General features: G+C 47.3%; 14 protein-coding genes. 2 read left to right on the forward strand and 12 right to left on the reverse strand.

All coding sequences use genetic code 11. The annotated features are described in order from the left end of the window. Positions 1–102: 102 nt before the first annotated feature. The 5 genes from E2I14_RS13280 to E2I14_RS13300 all read right to left on the reverse strand — a co-directional run bounded on the left by E2I14_RS13280 (position 103) and on the right by E2I14_RS13300 (position 8,445). A complete protein-coding gene (locus E2I14_RS13280; RefSeq protein ID WP_133329323.1) occupies positions 103–2,580 on the reverse strand; it encodes a TonB-dependent receptor in 2,478 nt (825 codons plus the stop codon). Positions 2,581–2,864: 284 nt separating this feature from the next. Next, positions 2,865–4,109, reverse strand: coding sequence for an MFS transporter (locus E2I14_RS13285; RefSeq protein ID WP_133329325.1), 1,245 nt, complete (start codon positions 4,107–4,109; stop codon positions 2,865–2,867). Between the two features lie 134 nt (positions 4,110–4,243). After that, positions 4,244–4,897, reverse strand: a complete 654-nt coding sequence (pgmB, locus tag E2I14_RS13290) for a beta-phosphoglucomutase (RefSeq protein ID WP_133329327.1) — start codon at positions 4,895–4,897, stop codon at positions 4,244–4,246. Beyond that, complete coding sequence (locus E2I14_RS13295; protein WP_133329329.1) at positions 4,894–7,266, reverse strand: glycoside hydrolase family 65 protein; 2,373 nt, start codon at positions 7,264–7,266, stop codon at positions 4,894–4,896. The genes pgmB and E2I14_RS13295 overlap by 4 nt, the downstream gene beginning before the upstream one ends. 174 nt (positions 7,267–7,440) lie before the next feature. Next, positions 7,441–8,445, reverse strand: a complete 1,005-nt coding sequence (locus E2I14_RS13300) for a LacI family DNA-binding transcriptional regulator (RefSeq protein ID WP_133329331.1) — start codon at positions 8,443–8,445, stop codon at positions 7,441–7,443. A 662-nt stretch (positions 8,446–9,107) separates the two neighbouring features. On the opposite strand from E2I14_RS13300, the gene E2I14_RS13305 reads away from it, so the two are divergent. Together E2I14_RS13305 and E2I14_RS13310 are read left to right on the forward strand one after the other, a co-directional pair. Beyond that, complete coding sequence (locus E2I14_RS13305; RefSeq protein WP_133329333.1) at positions 9,108–10,454, forward strand: DASH family cryptochrome; 1,347 nt, start codon at positions 9,108–9,110, stop codon at positions 10,452–10,454. Positions 10,455–10,556: 102 nt separating this feature from the next. Further along, positions 10,557–10,937 (forward strand): thiol-disulfide oxidoreductase DCC family protein, encoded by a 381-nt coding sequence (locus tag E2I14_RS13310; protein WP_133329335.1) that lies wholly within the window; start codon positions 10,557–10,559, stop codon positions 10,935–10,937. Positions 10,938–10,948: 11 nt separating this feature from the next. Here E2I14_RS13310 and E2I14_RS13315 read toward each other — a convergent pair whose 3' ends face one another. From E2I14_RS13315 to cyoA, 7 genes are all read right to left on the reverse strand, one after another. Further along, complete coding sequence (locus tag E2I14_RS13315) at positions 10,949–11,482, reverse strand: response regulator transcription factor (protein WP_133329337.1); 534 nt, start codon at positions 11,480–11,482, stop codon at positions 10,949–10,951. Continuing rightward, positions 11,475–12,806 (reverse strand): ATP-binding protein, encoded by a 1,332-nt coding sequence (locus E2I14_RS13320; protein ID WP_227544744.1) that lies wholly within the window; start codon positions 12,804–12,806, stop codon positions 11,475–11,477. Before E2I14_RS13320 ends, E2I14_RS13315 begins: the two co-directional genes overlap by 8 nt. Positions 12,807–12,872: 66 nt before the next feature. Beyond that, entirely contained in the window at positions 12,873–13,730 is an 858-nt protein-coding gene (locus E2I14_RS13325) for an SURF1 family protein (RefSeq protein WP_133329341.1), read from the reverse strand. A gap of 29 nt (positions 13,731–13,759) precedes the next feature. After that, positions 13,760–14,227 carry a cytochrome o ubiquinol oxidase subunit IV gene (cyoD, locus tag E2I14_RS13330; RefSeq protein WP_133329343.1) on the reverse strand — a complete coding sequence of 156 codons (468 nt, stop codon included), beginning with the start codon at positions 14,225–14,227 and terminating at the stop codon, positions 13,760–13,762. Then, positions 14,224–14,856 carry a cytochrome o ubiquinol oxidase subunit III gene (gene cyoC, locus E2I14_RS13335; protein WP_133329345.1) on the reverse strand — a complete coding sequence of 211 codons (633 nt, stop codon included), beginning with the start codon at positions 14,854–14,856 and terminating at the stop codon, positions 14,224–14,226. The genes cyoD and cyoC overlap by 4 nt, the downstream gene beginning before the upstream one ends. Further along, entirely contained in the window at positions 14,849–16,858 is a 2,010-nt protein-coding gene (gene cyoB, locus E2I14_RS13340) for a cytochrome o ubiquinol oxidase subunit I (RefSeq protein WP_206105645.1), read from the reverse strand. Before cyoB ends, cyoC begins: the two co-directional genes overlap by 8 nt. Then, on the reverse strand, positions 16,842–17,885 hold the full coding sequence (gene cyoA / locus E2I14_RS13345; RefSeq protein WP_133329349.1) for a ubiquinol oxidase subunit II: 1,044 nt from the start codon (positions 17,883–17,885) through the stop codon (positions 16,842–16,844). Before cyoA ends, cyoB begins: the two co-directional genes overlap by 17 nt. Positions 17,886–18,039: the final 154 nt, after the last annotated feature.

An 18,039-nucleotide genomic window follows, 5' to 3' on the forward strand; every position in this document is an offset into this window, starting at 1 on the left:
CTAATTAAGCATTTGTTTGATTTTGTATCTTACGTCTGTCGATAGTAAAACAGGGAGGGCGGATTGCAGTCCGCCTTCCCACTTACGACTGTCGTTACATTCTTAGAACCGATATGCTACGGATGCTTCGATTGCTCTGCCAAAGATCGGCCTAGCCATCACTACGCCTGAGGTAGTTCCTAAAATACGGTTATCACCCTCGGTCAAACCAAAGGTATTGGTTAAATTCGTACCGCTGACTCGGAACTCCAATTTGTCGCCGACTTCCGCCACAATCCCACCGTCCAAGGTATGGTATGCCGGCAGAACCTGTTGGTTTTGAATATCCGAATACCGCTGACCAATATAGCTGTAAGTGCTATAGAGCTTGATCGAACCCCAATCCATAGGCACGCGATAACTTGGCGTTAAGCGTGCTTGGAATTTTGGCTGACGTTGTAATTGATTGCCGTTATCGCTGTGACCGATGGACGAGTCGATGCCTTGGAAGCCACTGTATTTACCGTCTTCATAGTCACCAGAGAACGCTAATTGTAGGTTAGTCAATGGTCGCCAAGCGCCTTCAAATAATGCGCCGTTAGTGACCGACCCGTAGTTATACCAAATGGTTTGTCCCGAACTCAAAATCTGGCTATCTTGAATACCGGTAAATACTTTATGAAATACGGAGCCATACAACGAAAGCACTGGACCAACCGATTTGATACCGACTTCGTAAGTATGGATACCTTGCACGGGCGCGGTCACGCTTGACCCGGCGTCTCCCCGAATGTCGTCAAACTGCGGCATTAAATGGCCAGAGTTGATGCGTGCATAGATATTTAAATCTTTATCCAACTTATAGCCTGCACCAACGGTAAACGACGTTGCGTTATCGTTTTGTTGTACCGATTGATAGGTGCCATTTAATACGCTGGTATTTTGGTTATACAAATGCAGCGGATTGGTATCGATATTTTGGGACGAGATATTTTCTAAGGTGGCGTTAATAGTTTGGCGTTCGCTACGCAATCCAGCATCGAGCGTTAATGCCGGATTAATTTTCCATTGATCAGCGACGAAAAATGCGGTTTTTTGTCCGGTATAGGAATCATTGACCGAGTAAAAGGTTGGCCCATCATTTCCTTTATTGGAAATAATTGCGCCATTGTTTAAGGCCACATTAATGGTTTTGGGATTCGTGGTTGCTGTCATCAATGTGCTATTACCCAAGTACCAAATATCGTGCGAAGAATAATTGGCTAAGAAAGTACCAAAGGTAAAGGTGTGATCTTTGATGAGCTCCTTACTGAATTTCAACTCATCCGTAGTCGATCGAATTTGCTTGTCCACATACCATGCACCCGCGTCGAGTACCTGCTGATTTCCGGCGACGGTACCCGAACCATCGCTGTAAGTGGCCGATCCCGTTGTCGCCAGACCACCAGCAGCTACCGCAGCCGTATTTTTGTTAGCGTTAGTGATGGCATTAGCGATGTAACTATTCATTGTCTGAGGCACGCCACCGGTAAAAAATGCATTCGTTTGGACATCGCCGCTAACGAAGTTGAGTTTATTGCTGACATCCCAGCCGCTGATTTTTTGGGTGAAATCGACGCCGAAGGTGTGCAAGTTAATGCCTCGCCCGTTTGACATGTCAATGTTTTGGCTTTGCCCTGGTCCGGTTTGTAGGGTAAAAAAGCGAGTTTCATTGCCGTACAGCGATCCGGTCAGTGGGTTGAAACCTGGGAAAGCACCAGTAGGAACACCGGCGCTATTTGCAGTCACTGGGATGGCCGTGAAAAATAAGTTCTTGTCATTAACCGTGCGTCCGTAAATCGTGATTTTTCCCTCATCCAGTTTATGGGTGAGTGTGCCAGTTAACTGGTAACCATCGTCGGTTGGGAATTGGCTATTACGCACACCTTCGTCAGTACGATAAAAGCCGCCAATCGTGGCATACCATCCCTCAGAAATCTTTCCACCTAAAAAGCCGTCATAGCGGCGCTCATTGCCGGTGCCGACAGTGGCACGGAATAATCCCTCGTCGCCATTTTCACCGGTTTTTAATACGAAGTTCATCGTTGCACCTGGCTGCCCGTTCGATAACACAGTGTTCGGTCCGCTGACCAAGGCTTCCATGTGATCGATTGTGTCATCCAAACGGAATAACGACGAATTGTCCATGAACGACAGGGTAGGTGCTGGGTAAATTGGTGCGCCATTTAATTGAATGGTGACGTAAGGTGCATCGCCGCCACCGGGAAATCCCGCGACTTCAATGTTAGGGCCGGTTTGTCCGCCAGACGTTTCGGCATAAACACCGGGAACGATCTTAAATAAATCGGCTGTTGACAGCGGATTGGCCTCTTTGATTTGTTCTTCACTGGCCGTTGTAATCGAATAGGGCGCATCGATTTTGCGTATTCCACGACCTTGTGCGCTACCGGTAACGACAATTTGTTGCACTTCGGCTTGTGAGTCAGCGGACTTGCTGAGTGCTGCTGGGTTTGCCGATTGATCCTGTGCGTGCGCCTGATTGGACAAAGCCAAAATCGCGATGGTGATATTCGATAATACAAACTTGTAATGGCGTTGCATGGTTAGTCTCCAATTTGAAAGTGATAACAGCTCTATGGTGAGCTTGTGGTGTTAAATGAGAGGGTTCAATGAACGTATTGAAACACTCATTTTGCTGCTGTGCTACCTACTACAGTTGAGCCTGGTGCTGCGATTCTTTGCCTTGTTACTTTTGGATGGTATCGATAACAATTTTGCTCAAATAAATTTAACGGTTTTAGCCAAGTTACTGATTGATTAGAATTTGCTGCTTAACTGATTGCTTGGTGAGGCGCGGCAGGTCGCAAGTTAGCGCGCCGATAGGATTAACATCGGCTTAGTTCGTGTTTTAGTTTCCACAATGTTGGAAGCATGACGCCTAGTGGAATTAAGGTCAGGTAAAACGCGGCTTGGCCGCTGAAATGCGAGAACACAAAACCAGTAATCAATGAGCCGGTAGTGCCGCCTAGGGCAGAAAAAATCACAATCAATCCAGTCATTGACGAGTGCTGATACTTCGGTAACGCACTCAGAATTAGTGAATTAATGACTGGATAAATAGGCGCCATAAACAATCCGATCAGAGGAAAAATAAACGCTGCTATCGGCGCATTACGCCAACCAGTCACTTCGCTTGCATCAATTCCTTGCGTCAATGGCAGGGTAAGAAGGACGAGTGAACCCATGCAAGTGAGGCAAATCGCAAGCAATGTGTACCAGTTGATTTTTTTAAGAAGAAGGCCGAATCCCATTCGTCCAATCGCGGTCGAGGCGGCTAAGATGCTGGTCACTTGAACCGAAAGTGAAAGCGGCAATTTCATAATCTCGTTGTTAAAGGTGGGAAGCCAAGAAGTAATGCCTTGTTCAACCAGCACCGATAAAAATGCCGCAAGAAGAAAGACATACACGATAGGTTTCGCGAATAATTTGAGCATCAAGACAAAGCCAACCGAATGGATTGTGACGTCGTTCGCATTGTCGCCCGCCACTGGATGGGCGAGCGACTCGTCCAATGGACTACCTAGTAAAAATAAAAATAACGCAATGCAAGCGGTTGCCAACAATGAATATACCGCCAACCAAGCATGTGACTCTGGATGCGTTGAATCAATAAATTGAGAGAACAACCAATAGCCGCTAAGCACACCCAACATAAAGAAACCTTCGAGCATATTCATGTATTGTCCGTGTTGCTTGGCGTCGTTGGTGATTAGCCCAATGGTGGAGTACACCGACACTTTGACTAACGCAAACGAAATGCCACAACACATAAAAAACAGCTTTGTGGTGCTAAATCCTGGGAAAAACGGCATAGCAATGCAAGCCACGGCCATAATGGCTAAAGCCATCAACATTGACTTTCTATAGCCAAATCGCGGCAAGAACGCCGCCGCCATGAAGGAGGCGCCTGCAATTGAAAGGTCTTTGAATGCTTCGAGTGCGCTCGCATTTGTCTTATCCACATTAAAACTGTGGATTACCTGAAGAATGACCGTACCAACACTATTGAGCAAAATTGCGAATAAAAAGTACAGCAAAAATACTGAAATAGTTATGCGTGAATTTTTCATCACCAACCCTTTTTGTCTCGTTATTATGTGATGCTCAAGGTTTCTGCGAACCATCAGAGGAGCATCAATCTTTACTGCTTCAACGCTTAAGTTATCCGCTGTGTTTTACTCATTTTGACCTTCATACCCGACGCTTAGTTTAGTGAAATATAGTGGAGTAGGGTGCGTAAATCGGGAATCGTCATATCGGCTTCTCGGAGCACACTTGATGAACCTATCCCAATTGCCGTCATTCCCGCCGATTTAATTGAGCTAATCCCTGCGATTGAATCTTCAACCCCAAGGCACATCGATGCGCTGACGTTGAGTTGCTTAGCCGCGGTTAAAAAAATTTCTGGATCAGGTTTGCTATGTTTAATTAATGCAGCATCGACGACGACATCAAAATAGTGACGAATTTCTAGACTTTCTAAAACCGCCAACGCGTTTTTGCTAACCGAGGCAAGTCCTAACTTAATCTTTGCGAGGCGTAATGAACTCAGACACTCGATCGCACCAGGCAGCAAATCGTCGGGACTCATGTGTGCGATGAGTTTTTGGTAATGGCGATTTTTTAATTCAGCGAGTTTTAATTTGTCGTCATGGCTGAATTGTTTGTCGGATAAATCGAGGATGCGGGACAATGAACCCATCCGATCCACGCCTTTGAGTTGCTCGTTAAATGCGCTATCAAAATCAATTCCGAGTGACTGGGCTAGCTGCTGCCATGCCAGAAAATGAAAATGAGCCGTATCAGTTAATACGCCATCCAAATCAAAAATTACTGCGTCATATCGTTGCTGTTTCATTGGGCCTCCGGGATACTTGATTCGCATTGCTGCACTGGTTGTTGACTACTGAGCTGAACGATCTGATCGTAATGTTTAAGCTGCAGCGCCATTCCCTCCAGTAATTCGTAGGTCACAACATCGGTCGCAATCGTTATCCGTACACGTGCATCACTTACTTGAATCTGAAAACGGTAGTAATTCCACTGCTGCGGCAAAGTCGGTTTGAAGCACAACATGCCATTGTTGACCCGCATCCCAGCGAAGCCGTAGGTCACTCCCATCCAAGTTCCAGCCATCGCAGCAGTATGCACGCCATGTCCTGTATTGCCGTGGGTGTTGTCTAGATCCATACGTGCTGTTTGCATGAAATAGCGATAGGCCTTGTCGTGATAGCCAATTTCTGCGGCGATGATTCCAAATATGCAGCTCGATAACGACGAATCGTGGGTCGTAATGCGCTCGTAATAGTCGAAGTTGTTTTTCTTTTGATTGGATGAAAACTTGTCGCTCAACAGCAGCATGGCCAGCAATAAATCGGCCTGTTTGCACACTTGATGGCGGTAAATAACTAAGGGGTGAAAATGCAAAAGTAAGGGATATTTTTCTTTGGGTGTGTTTTCGAAGTCCCAAGGTTTTTTAGATAAAAAACTATCGTCTTGTTCGTGGATGCCGAGCTGATCGTTGAACGGTAAGTACATGCATTGCACTGCTTGTTTCCATTGAGCGAGTTCATCGGATTCCAATCCTATCGATTGCACGATACGCGTGTAATCCTGAGGGTAGTGGGTTGATAGTTTTTGGGCGATATCCAACGCAAATTGCATATGCATTTGCGCCATTAAATTGGTGTAGTAATTGTTGTTGACTAAAGCGGTGTATTCATCCGGACCGGTTACCTCATTGATACAAAACCGCTCTGGATCAACAGCCGAATATCCTCCAATGCCCAACCAAATGCGAGCAGTTTCAAAAACCATCTCTGCACCGTATTGAATTAGAAATTCATCGTCACCGGTCGCATCCAAATACGATTTAATCGCATAGGCAATGTCCGCATTGATGTGGTACTGCGCTGTTCCGGCTGGGAAGTAGGACGAACACTCACTGCCTGCAATCGTGCGCCATGGATAGAGCGCGCCCTTGGCATGTGACATTTCCCGCGCGCGTGCGCGTGCTTGCTCTAAACCTGCAAAACGAAATTGCAATAACTGCTTGGCGATCTCAGGTTTGTTGAACAAGAAAAATGGGAAGATATAAATTTCGGTATCCCAGAAATAATGCCCCTCATAGCCTTCGCCCGTTACTCCTTTTGCCGCGATGTTGGTTTTACCATCGCGTCCTACCGATTGAAGTAGATGAAATTGATTGAAATGTATCCCCTGCGCGATTGCTTGATCGCCGTCAATTTCCACATCGGCTCGTTGCCAGAAGTCAGCGAGATAAGATTTTTGCTCTGCACATAATTCCTCAAAACCGCGCTGCTGAGCTTGCACTAAATAAGCTCGGCTGCGTGCTTCAAGTTCCTGCTCGGCATAGTCGCGCGAGGAAAAGTAACACACGTACTTCGTCATGCTAAGAACTTCCCCAGGATGGATTTCTTGAGAAAATTTCTGCGTGATACGTGAAGCTTGCGCTTTAACGTCGTGTATTGAGACAAATTCTTCTGACCAACCGGACCCAGCATGAGTCATCGCGCTGATTAAGTGGAAGCCACTTTGCTTCGTTTGTTGGACTAGTGCCGCGTAAGTCGATTCTTGGATCGCTTTCAGCACATGCAAGGGATTGTCAGACATCGCTGATCCAATCCGTGGATCGTCACCCGCGCTCAGATTCTTAACTTCGCCGTCGATCGTCGATGAGATCGAGACCTTTCCAGCAAAGTTGATCGACGTAATTTGATAACGAATTGCGAACAGGTGTCGGTGTTCAAAGCTGGCGATACGCTCTGAAAACAATTCGATTTGATGACCCTTAGGCGAAGTCCAGCGCACTCTGCGGCTTAGTATTCCGGTTTTAAAATCCAGCACTCTTTCATAGTCGTTGACTTGACCTTGCGAAAGATTAAAGCATTCATCGCCCAACCACAGTTGCAGTCCCTTAGCGTTGGGCACATTGAGCATAAATTGGTTTTGCTTTGCCAATCCATAAGCGGCTTCTGGGTAGTGAATAGTCTCAGATTCGTAGAATCCGTTGAGGTAATTGCCCTCTTGAGAGCTGCCTTGCGCGCCTAAAAAAGCCTCCTCGTGGGTTCCGCGTAGCCCAATGGTGCCATTACCTAGCGCGAATAATGTTTCGGCTAAATTATTGGACTGTGCATCAAACTCAGTCTCACGGATTCGCCAAGAATCGAGCGAATAGCTGTGACGGTGGGGCGCGGGAAAAGACACGTTTAAATTTCCTAAAATTCGAGAATTGATGTATTGAAACAAAAAATGTTATCGATGTTAATTTAATTTAACAGCCGTGTTGTTTGGGATAAAAAGTGTATTTTTCTGGCTTTGAGGGACTTATTTCAAGCGCTGTGTGCGGCGGCGCGGGGTGGCGGGGTTTGCCAGTGCGGGCTAGGTTTGACGAATAACTAAGGTGGTTGGTAGCTTTTCAGAGCTTACTTCTTCGTTATGAATTAAGGCCAGCATTTTCTTAGCCAACAGCACTCCGCCGTCGTGCAAATATTGATGCACGCTAGTGAGTGGCGGAACAAAGCTAGCGGCATGCGGTGTGTCGTCATAGCCGATCACGGATACTGCATCAGGAACAGAAATTTCAGCCTCAGTGAGTGCGTGAATCGCGCCCATTGCAAGCAGATCGCTCACAGCAAAGATTCCATCAATATCATGACCATGTTCATGCAAGAATTGCGAAACACAGGAAGAGCCAGATTCGAACGTGAACATATCCGGTTTAAGGCAGATGACATTTTTGCCCGTGCGGCCCATAGCGTCGATGAAACCGGCATAGCGCTCTTCTACTTCTGCGTGATCGATGTCGCCCAAAAACACCAACTTTTTGCGTTTGAGTGCCTTAAAGCGTTCGGCCGCTTGCGCCCCGCCTGTGCGGTTATCGCTTCCGACCACAATGCATTCAAAATCTTTATGCGGCGCGCCCCAAACGACTAAGGGCAAGCCGCAGCCTTGGATTTGTTTTACCGCTTCTCCGTGGGAACCTTGGCCAAGCAGAATGATGCCGTCCGCGCCTTGGACGGGCGGAGTGTTGATGAGCTGCTTTGACGTGAGTACAGCGCTAAAGCCAGCTGAGGTTAATTCCTGAGTAATTCCACCCAAAAGTTCGAGCGGGTAGTGACCTGACATTGGGCGATCTTTAGCAGGCGACATTTCAACAACCACCGCGACCGAATAACTACTACGCAAACGCAAATTGCGCGCGCTAATATTGAATCGATAGCCTTGTTGCTGTGCAATCGCCTGAATTTTTTCGCGCGTTTTATCTGTCACCAAGGGACTGCCGCGCAGCGCACGGGAAACAGTAATCGTAGAAACGCCAGCGATCTCCGCGATTGATTGCATCGTCAGACTAGATTCGATTTTTCGATTACGTTGTTGCGCCATTACGTTTACTTTCGTTAATTTTCTTAGTGACCTATCGCCATCGTGAAGACGGACATTACAGCGCAGTTGAGGCTAAAACAAGAAGGAAAAACTTTTAACCTACATCTAAACTCAACACCTAATTAGAGATGTGCGTCGATAAAAATATCAATCAATTGCGCTCAAACCCAGACCAGAGTCATGTCCCGTCAGAGTGAAAGCCAATGCAACGCGCGACCGAGAATTGCACGCCGATTTTGGCTAGCTTAGTCGATCCCCAAGCGCATCGACCATTCCGTGAGCAGTTCAATAACTACTTTATCCATCTTTTCGATGATTTGTCATTCAGACAGAAATCTATTTCTACAATTTAACAAATTCTACTAAATATTCTTAATGGAGTGAGCTAATTTGTTGAATATCGGAACCTGGCTTAGATTTGGCATTCTATGAAAGGGAATGCTCTGATCGGCATAATTATTCGTTATTTTCAGATAAACATCGATGCGCCATCGAATAAATCCCCTTACCAGCATGACCCGCTAGAGAATCTCCTGTCCCGTATTGAGCCGGATGAAAAGTGAGAAAATACCGGCCAGCAGGTAACGAATGATGCTTTTACGGTTTCAATGCACGACTTACCTAGCCGATAAACTAATCTCACATTTCAAGCAGCCACTTCAATGCCGCACACAGCGCCAACAATTTATTGGTTTCGTCACGATTTGCGACTGGAGGATAATCCAGCGCTTAATGCCGCTTGTGCTAGTTCGGCTAGTTTGCTTGTTGTGTACTTTAATCAATTACCCAACAACCAAGTAACGCGCTGGAATGTGCCGCGAACTAGTCATCATCGCCGGGATTTTTTGGCCAGTGCACTTGCTGATTTGAGCGCGCAATTAGTTGCCCGAGGAAGTAGCTTGCTGGTGGTTGAAGGCAGCGCGGAGCACTACTTGCCGCTGCTAGCAAAAGAGATAGGCGCTGATACGGTTTATTGCGAAGAGATTGCAGCGCCCCAAGAGCAAGATGAAGTGAGCGCTTTGCATGCAGCAGGTTTAACGGTGCATTGCGTGTGGCAATCAAGTTTGCTGGAACTCTCCGTATTACCATTTGAACCTTCTACATTGCCGGATGTGTTTACTCAGTTTCGTACCGAGGTCGAGCGCAACAATGTGGCTGTGGCGCGGCCTTTATCGAGTCCCGCAAAGTTTCCCCCATTACCCGATTCCTTTTCTGAAATCGCTAAAAAATGGTCAGCCGTTAGTGGTTCTGAATTCTTGTCGAGCGCCGATCAAGCGCTAAGTCATTCCGACAAAAAGCTGCACGGTAGTCGGTCATCCTTTCCTTATTTCTTGCCTGAGTTTTCGGGCGGAGCAAGCGCTGGCATGGCGCATTTAACGAATTATTTCGACCGAAAATTAGCGCTCAGCTATAAGCAAACACGCAATGGGTTATCGGGTGTCGATTATTCCACCAAGTTTTCGCCTTGGCTTGCGTCTGGTGCTTTATCGGCGCGACAGATTTATCACCAGCTAAAATTATTTGAAGCAGAACACGGTGCCAATGACAGCACGTATTGGATCTGGTTTGAATTGCTGTGGCGTGATTATTTTCGCTTTCTCCATTTGAAATACGGTCGTCAACTGTACCGTGGGCGCGGTCTGACCCAGCAAGCGCCGCCAAGCCATGACCCAACTCGGTTTGAGGCATGGTGTCGAGCCGAGACTGGTGAACCATTAGTCGATGCGGGGATGGCCGAACTGGCGGCTAGTGGCTATTTATCGAATCGATTACGCCAAATTGTGGCGAGTTATTTGATCTACGATCTAGGCTGCGACTGGCGTGCTGGCGCCGCATGGTTTGAGTCGCAGTTAATCGATTACGATGTTTATAGTAATCAGGGTAATTGGCTCTATATCGCCGGACGAGGAACTGATCCGCGCAATGGCCGCCGTTTCAATATTCAAAAACAGGTGCATGATCATGATCGCGATGGAACCTATCGGCGCTTGTGGAATGCGGGTGGCTAGGGTTCTTAGTGTTGCGCTTGGTATTAGGTGACAGCGACGCTTTTTAGGAAGCGAAGAATTTTTGATATACGTCTAAAAAATTTCATAAAGATCGGCACAAACATGGCAAGCGCGAATACGACATCGACACCGCAGAAGAATTGCACAGTCTATTTTGATGGTGCTTGTCCGCTCTGCACGAAGGAGATTGCCACCTACAAAACGTGGCAAGGAGCGGAGCAGATTGAGTGGGTGGACGCGAGTTCATGCCCAGAACAAGAACTGGGCGTGGAACTTGATCGTAGCTCGGCTTTAGCCCGAATGCATGTGCGCGACGCCGAGGGAAATTTAATTCAAGGTGCCGCTGCGTTTGTCGAGCTATGGGCGCACTTGCCGGCAATGGCTTGGTTGACTCCGGTGCTCTCCAATTCCTTCATGATCAAGATATTGGATGTGATGTACGCGCTATTTTTGCGGATTCGGCCGTTATGGCGCAAAGCCTAAATTGGTGTGATTTACTTGATGCGCTGCTTTTCGAGCTTGCGGGCTAGGGTGCGACGATGCATTCCTAGTTGGCGCGCGGTTTCTGAAATATTGAAATTAGTCGCTACTAACATTTCATGAATCCGCTCCCATTCCAGATTTTTAATTGAGGTGGCGCGGTTGGTCAGCTCAACTTTCGTGCTGCCCGCAACGTGGTTAAAAGCGGCTTCGATATCGTTGGTGTTCGATGGCTTTGCCAAGTACTGGCATGCGCCGAGTTTGATCGCTTCAACAGCGGTATTGATGCTGGCGAAACCGGTGAGCACAACAATTAACATCGCTGGATCGTGTTGATGCAGCATTTGCACGCAACTCAATCCTGATTCGTGTCCATGCAATTGCAGGTCAACTACCGCAAATCCGGGCTTGTGAGTTTGAACTAACTGGCTTGCTTGTTCGAGGTTTTCGGCAACAATCACTTGGTAGCCGCGGCGCTCAAATGAGCGACCTAAGGTGCGCGAGAAAGTCGCGTCGTCTTCAATAATTAATAGCAGCCGTTCAGACATCGTTGTTACTCTCTACTTCTGTTTCTAAGCGAATCGCCTGCAGTGGCAATGAGAATCGCACCACAGCACCGCTCTCATTTGGGGCATCGGGCTGATGTTGATTGTAGGCGGTGACCGTGCCACCGAGTTTGCGCGCGACGTTGACCACAAAAAACAATCCCAAGCCGCGTCCAGGGCGGCCTTTGCTGGACTTATAAGGTTTGCCAAACTGGGTCAGCATGGTATCGCTAAAGCCGGGACCTGCGTCGGCGACGATAAGGTTTAATTTGGCATCTTCGCAGGTCGCGATGAATTTAACCCACTTCGGCGACGCTTCAAAAGCATTGTCCAGCACATTCCAAATCATTTGCTTTAATGCCGTGTTGAATGCGATGGGAAAATCCCCGGGAATTTTGTTCTCAAATATAAAGATAGCGATCGCGTGGCTGGACTTCCATTCTTCGACCAAGTCATTTAAAAAACGGTGGATAGAGGTTTTGGCCGATGATTCGCTGCGAACCTCTCCGGCGGATAACAAGATCCCGCTGATTATGCTTTTACAGCGATTGAGCTGAATCTGCATATCGTGCATTTCCTGTTGCACTTCGGTGTTGCGGTTGAATTCAGGCATGCGCTGCCAGTCGCCCAAAATCACTGATAAGGTCGCCAATGGAGTGCCTAGCTCGTGCGCCGCACCAGAAGCCAGTAAGCCCATGCGAACGATGTGATCTTCTTCTGCGGCGTGCTGGCGCATTTCAGCCAATTGCGCTTCGCCTGCGCGTAAATTTTTGCTAATCCTTGTGATAAAAATGGTGAGCAGTGCTGCATTCAACACAAAGCAAATCACCAGCCCCAAGGTTTGTAGGCTAGAAAATCCATTGGCACTCGGTGGCAGTTGTAAGGGAACCGAAAACACCGATAAACCCGCTAAGCAAGCGCTAGTAATAAGAATGATGCACCAAGTCGAAATCGTGTTGAGTAACACTGCGCTAATAATCACCTGCAGTAAATACAAAAAAGCAAACGGATTTTGCGTGCCGCCACTTAAATACAGTTGAGCGGTTAGGGTGATTACATCTACCAGCAAGGCGAAGAATAATTCGCCACTAGAAACGCTTAACGATTCATGCCAGCGCAATGAGCTAGCGATATTGAAGGCGATTAAAAAAATTAAAATCGCCAGCATCGCCGGTGTTGGGATGGCAATGTTGAACACTAAATTAACAATCGCGATAGTGCTGATTTGCCCGACCACCGCGATCCAACGTAATTGGATCAATTGCAATGCGTTTTTGCGGCCAACAATGCTGTCATAGCTCGACGGAGCGCGCCAGTAGGTCAACATTGTTTGGGTAAAATCAGTCTTGCTTTGCATGTTCATCCTTGGGATGCCATTTATTTGTTTTTGATGTTAGTTTGCTTGGGATCGCAATCGGCGTTCGCTGCGAATCAATACATATCCGGCCAGCGCGACCATGATTGCCAATCCATACCAAGTAATACTATAGACCAAATGATTATTATTAAAGTGAATAACCGTTAAGCCGCCAATTGGGTAATCGCTGCACGCGCCGTTGGCACATTTGCTTGGTGTTTCAGTGGCTTCCGCATCAATAAAAAATGGTGCGGTGTTCTCTGCCTTTAGCAGCGGGTGGCTGCGCGTTAATGCCTCAATATCGCGTGAAAACCATTGTTGCAACTCGGGTCGGTTCGCTTGCATCAAGCTACCTTTGGGCTCGCTGATTCGCAACAATCCGGTGACGACTTGGGCTTCGGCAGGAATGGTATCAGGGGAGGATTTTAAACCGGAATTGGAAGTGGCGTCGGAGCTAGCGCTACGAATCGGGCTGGAATTAAATTCGATAAAGCCACGATTAACCCAGATCGCGTTGCCATCGGCCATTTGGCAGGGCGTCATTAGCCAGAATCCGCGCCCCAAAATGGTCGATGCTTGGCTGCGTGCGCTGGATTCTTGTTGGAAAGTGCAAATGATTCGCACGCGCCGATATTCATCCGATTGCGCGTTGATAGCTGGCCATTGTTCTTTGGCGGGGATTGCGGAAGGTGGTGCGTGGACACGTTGTTCAACGCGGGAAATTAGGTCACGTTTCCAAGCCAGGCGCTTGAGTTGCCAGGTTCCTAGTCCGACAAATCCTGAGAACGCGATAGCACAACAAATCAGTAAAACGATGACGATGCTAATTGAGCGAGGACCGCGAACGCCATCGTGTGCTGCTGTTCTGCCGTCTGACTTGCCGCCCTCGCTCATTGCAATGTGCCTAAAGTTGACTCTTACTACTAGCGCATTTGTTGCATCGTGTCGCCAGCAGGTTGAGGAGCAACCGGCGGCGCAGGACGAATCGATTCTGGTTTAGCTTCCAAGGTCGATTCATTCATCATGCCGGGCATCATGTTGTGATTCATGTGATACATCACCCAAATCGAGCCGCTCATCATAATGACGACCAACATGGTCGTAAACACCAGTGCCAGCATTGTCCAGCCGCCTTCGGATTTGGTGTTCATGTGCAGGAAGTAAATCATGTGCACCACGATTTGCACCGCTGCCAGACCTAATAACACCAAGCCAGTGGTGCTGGATTTGTCGAGCACTTTGCCCATAACTAGCCAAAACGGGATTGCCGTCAAAATTACAGCCAGAATGAATCCGGTTACATAGCTTTTAACGCTGCCATGGTCGGCATGAGTGTGTCCGTGATGATCGTGTTCACCATGCTGTTCAGAATGTGTATGTGCTGCGCTCATGGTAGAACTCCCATCAAATAAACAAAGGTGAATACGCCAATCCACACGACATCCAAGAAGTGCCAGAACATCGACAAGCACATCAAGCGACGCTGATTAGCTTCGGTAAATCCAAATCGCTTTAACTGGAATATCAAGGTCACGAGCCACACAATACCAAAGCTAACGTGCAAACCGTGAGTCCCGACTAAGGAGAAAAACGCGGTCAAAAAGCCACTGCGTTGTGGACCTGCGCCTTCATGGATTAAATGCACAAACTCAAATAATTCCAAGCCGATAAAACACGCACCTAAAACGCCAGTGATGGCTAACCAAACGAGCGTGGTATTCATTTTCTTGCGCTGCATTTCCAGCATCGCAAAGCCGTAGGTAATGGATGAAATCAACAATAACGATGTGTTAATCGCCACCAGCGGCAGATCGAATAATTCCGCTCCGGATGGGCCTCCAGCGTAGTTGCGGCCCAATACAGCGTAGGCGGCAAATAAGCAGGCGAAGATTAAACAGTCGCTCATCAAGTACAGCCAGAAGCCTAGCAATGTACCGTTTTCTGGATGATGCTCTAGTACGTAAAAACGCGAGCTATCACCAGTATGTAGTGCTTGGGTGAAAGAAGTGATCTCAGACATGGCTCAGGCTATTCAAAAGTTGAGTGCGTTTATTTTCGGAGCGAGTAACATCGTCGGCCGAGATGTAATAGTCGCGGTTGTAATTAAAGGTATGAATAATAATGGCGGCGATGATCACGACAAAGCTGACCACCGAAACCAACCACATTTGCCAAATCAAGGCGAATCCAATCACCGCACTTAATGCCGCAATCACAAATCCAGCAGCGGTATTTTTTGGCATGTGGATCGCTACAAAACCAGCGATAGGTCGAATGAATTTGTTTTCTTTCATATCAGTCCACGCATCGCGGTTATGCACTTGCGGTGTGAAGGCGAAATTGTAGTCTGGCGGTGGCGACGAGGTTGACCATTCCAAGCTACGACCACCCCAAGGATCGCCAGTATTGTCACGTAAGGAGTCGCGGCGCATGAAACTCACCACTAATTGGATTACGAACGACAAGATTCCGAACAAAATCAACACCGCACCAATTGCAGCAATCACAAACCAGATTTGCAACGATGGATCATCAAAGTGGCTCAAGCGACGAGTTACGCCCATTAAGCCCAATACATACAGCGGCATAAAGGCGGCATAGAAACCAATTACCCAGAACCAGAATGAGCATTTACCCCAGAATGGATCAAGCTTGTAGCCAAACGCTTTCGGGAACCAGAAGTTGATACCAGCGAACATACCAAATACCACGCCACCGATAATCACGTTGTGGAAGTGAGCGATCAAGAACAAGCTGTTATGCACCACGAAGTCGGCAGGCGGCACGGCTAACATCACGCCCGTCATACCACCAATCACAAACGTGATCATGAAGGCAATGGTCCACATCATCGGCAATTCAAAACGGATACGTCCGCGGTACATCGTGAATAGCCAGTTAAAGATTTTCGCGCCTGTCGGGATAGAAATAATCATCGTGGTAATCCCGAAGAACGAATTCACGCTAGCTCCCGAACCCATGGTGAAGAAGTGGTGCAACCAAACCAAGTAAGCCAAGATAGTAATCACGACGCTGGCGTATACCATCGAGGTATAACCAAAGATACGTTTATTGCAGAATGTTGGAACCACTTCAGAGAACACGCCAAATGCTGGCAGAATCAAAATGTACACTTCAGGATGACCCCAAATCCAAATCAGATTGACGTACATCATCGAGTTACCACCAAGGTCATTGGTGAAGAAGTTGGTGCCAAACATGCGATCCATGGACAGCATCGCTAACACCGCGGTCAACACTGGGAACGCTGCAACGATCAAGATGTTGGTACACAGCGCAGTCCAAGTAAATACGGGCATTTTCATCATTGTCATGCCTGGAGCGCGCATTTTGATAATGGTGGCAATCAAGTTCACACCAGACAGCAGCGTACCAATACCAGCAATTTGTAACGACCAAATATAGTAATCCACGCCCACATCCGGGCTAGATAAAATGCCCGACAGCGGTGGATAAGCTAACCAGCCAGTGCGTGCGAATTCACCGACAAATAACGAAGCCATCACCAAGAAACTACCAAAGGCGGTGAACCAGAAACTGAGGTTATTTAAGAACGGGAACGACACATCGCGCGCACCGATTTGTAGTGGAACGACATAGTTCATTAAACCGTTCACTAATGGCATTGCCACGAAGAAAATCATGATCACGCCGTGCGCGGTAAAGATTTGATCGTAGTGATGCGGCGGCAAGAAACCGGCATTATCACCAAACGCCATCGCTTGTTGAGCGCGCATCATTAATGCATCGGCAAAGCCACGCAACAACATGACTAAGCCCAAAACGATGTACATAATGCCGATACGTTTGTGATCGATACTGGTGATCCAATCACGCCACAATGGCGTCCACAATTTGAAATAGGTCAGTGCGCCTAAGACCGTAATACCGCCAATGGCAACCATGGCAAAAGTAAGCAATAGGATAGGCTCATGTAGAGGGATAGCGTCCCAGCTCAGTCGACCAAAGATTAACTTGGTCAGATTAATTTGCTCGGGCATCATTATTTACCTTTAATAAAGAAGGAGTGGTTGTACATATTTCGTTATTAACGTCAGCCAAACGCAATGCGGCGGAGGCTGGATTTTTACTTGCATAAACTTGGGTATTTTTGTGCGCATCGGTCATCATCATTTGATCCATGCACATGCCGTTGGCGCCCACGCAGCGATTTAAAATGCCGTGATACAAGTTGGCGTCAACGGAGCCGTAATGTTCTACCGGGACCCGGATGCTTGGTTTTTCTAATTCCAAGTAACCCGCGCTGTTCAATGCTTTGTCCGCTTTGACGGTGGCAACCCATTTATCAAAATCCGCTTGATTCATTCCATGAAACTTAAACTTCATGTCAGAAAAACCAGCGCCGCTGTAGTTGGCAGAAAATCCCTCGTATACACCGGCTTTGTTAATTACCGCGTGCAATGTAGTTTGCATGCTCGGCATCGCGTAAATCTGTCCAGCTAAAGCGGGAATGAAGAACGAATTCATCACAGTTGATGCAGTAATTGAAAACTGAATCGGCGTATCGACTGGGGCCGCTAATTCATTAACGGTAGCGATATTGAGGTCGGGATAAATAAACAACCATTTCCAATCGAGCGCCACCACTTCAACACGTAAATATTTGGCATCAGCAGGCATGGCGCGGTTTGCATCAATCCTATCCAATTTGCGATAAGGGTCTAAAGTATGCGTACCTATCCAAGTGAGCAAGCCAAGAACGATAATGATTAACAGTGGCGCGCCCCAGATAACTAACTCCAATGCAGTCGAGTGATCCCACTCTGGTTCGTAGCGCGCGGCGGTATTGCTTTGACGATATTTCCAAGCGAAAAAAACGATCAACGCAATCACTGGCACAATGATGAGCAACATCAGTAGTGTTGAAACAACAAGCAAGCGACCTTGTTGTAGCGCAATATCTCCCGATGGATTGAGCACTATAGTGTTACAACCGGATAGTAAGATGGGGAGGATGCACGGCAACGCAATTCGACGTGTTGCTGTGAGGGTGGCTGAAATGTTCATTTAAGCGTTCCGTACCATGAGAAATATGTTAATGTACAGCAACAGCTTGACATAATCGATTGGACACTTTGTCCTAGTCAAGTCGTCAATAAACTAAGAGAATCGGTTTAAAGTAGAGGTACTGTAGTACAAATACTTTGATTAGGTTACTCAT

The organism is Sapientia aquatica (assembly GCF_004358105.1).
GTDB lineage: Bacteria > Pseudomonadota > Gammaproteobacteria > Burkholderiales > Burkholderiaceae_D > Solimicrobium > Solimicrobium aquaticum.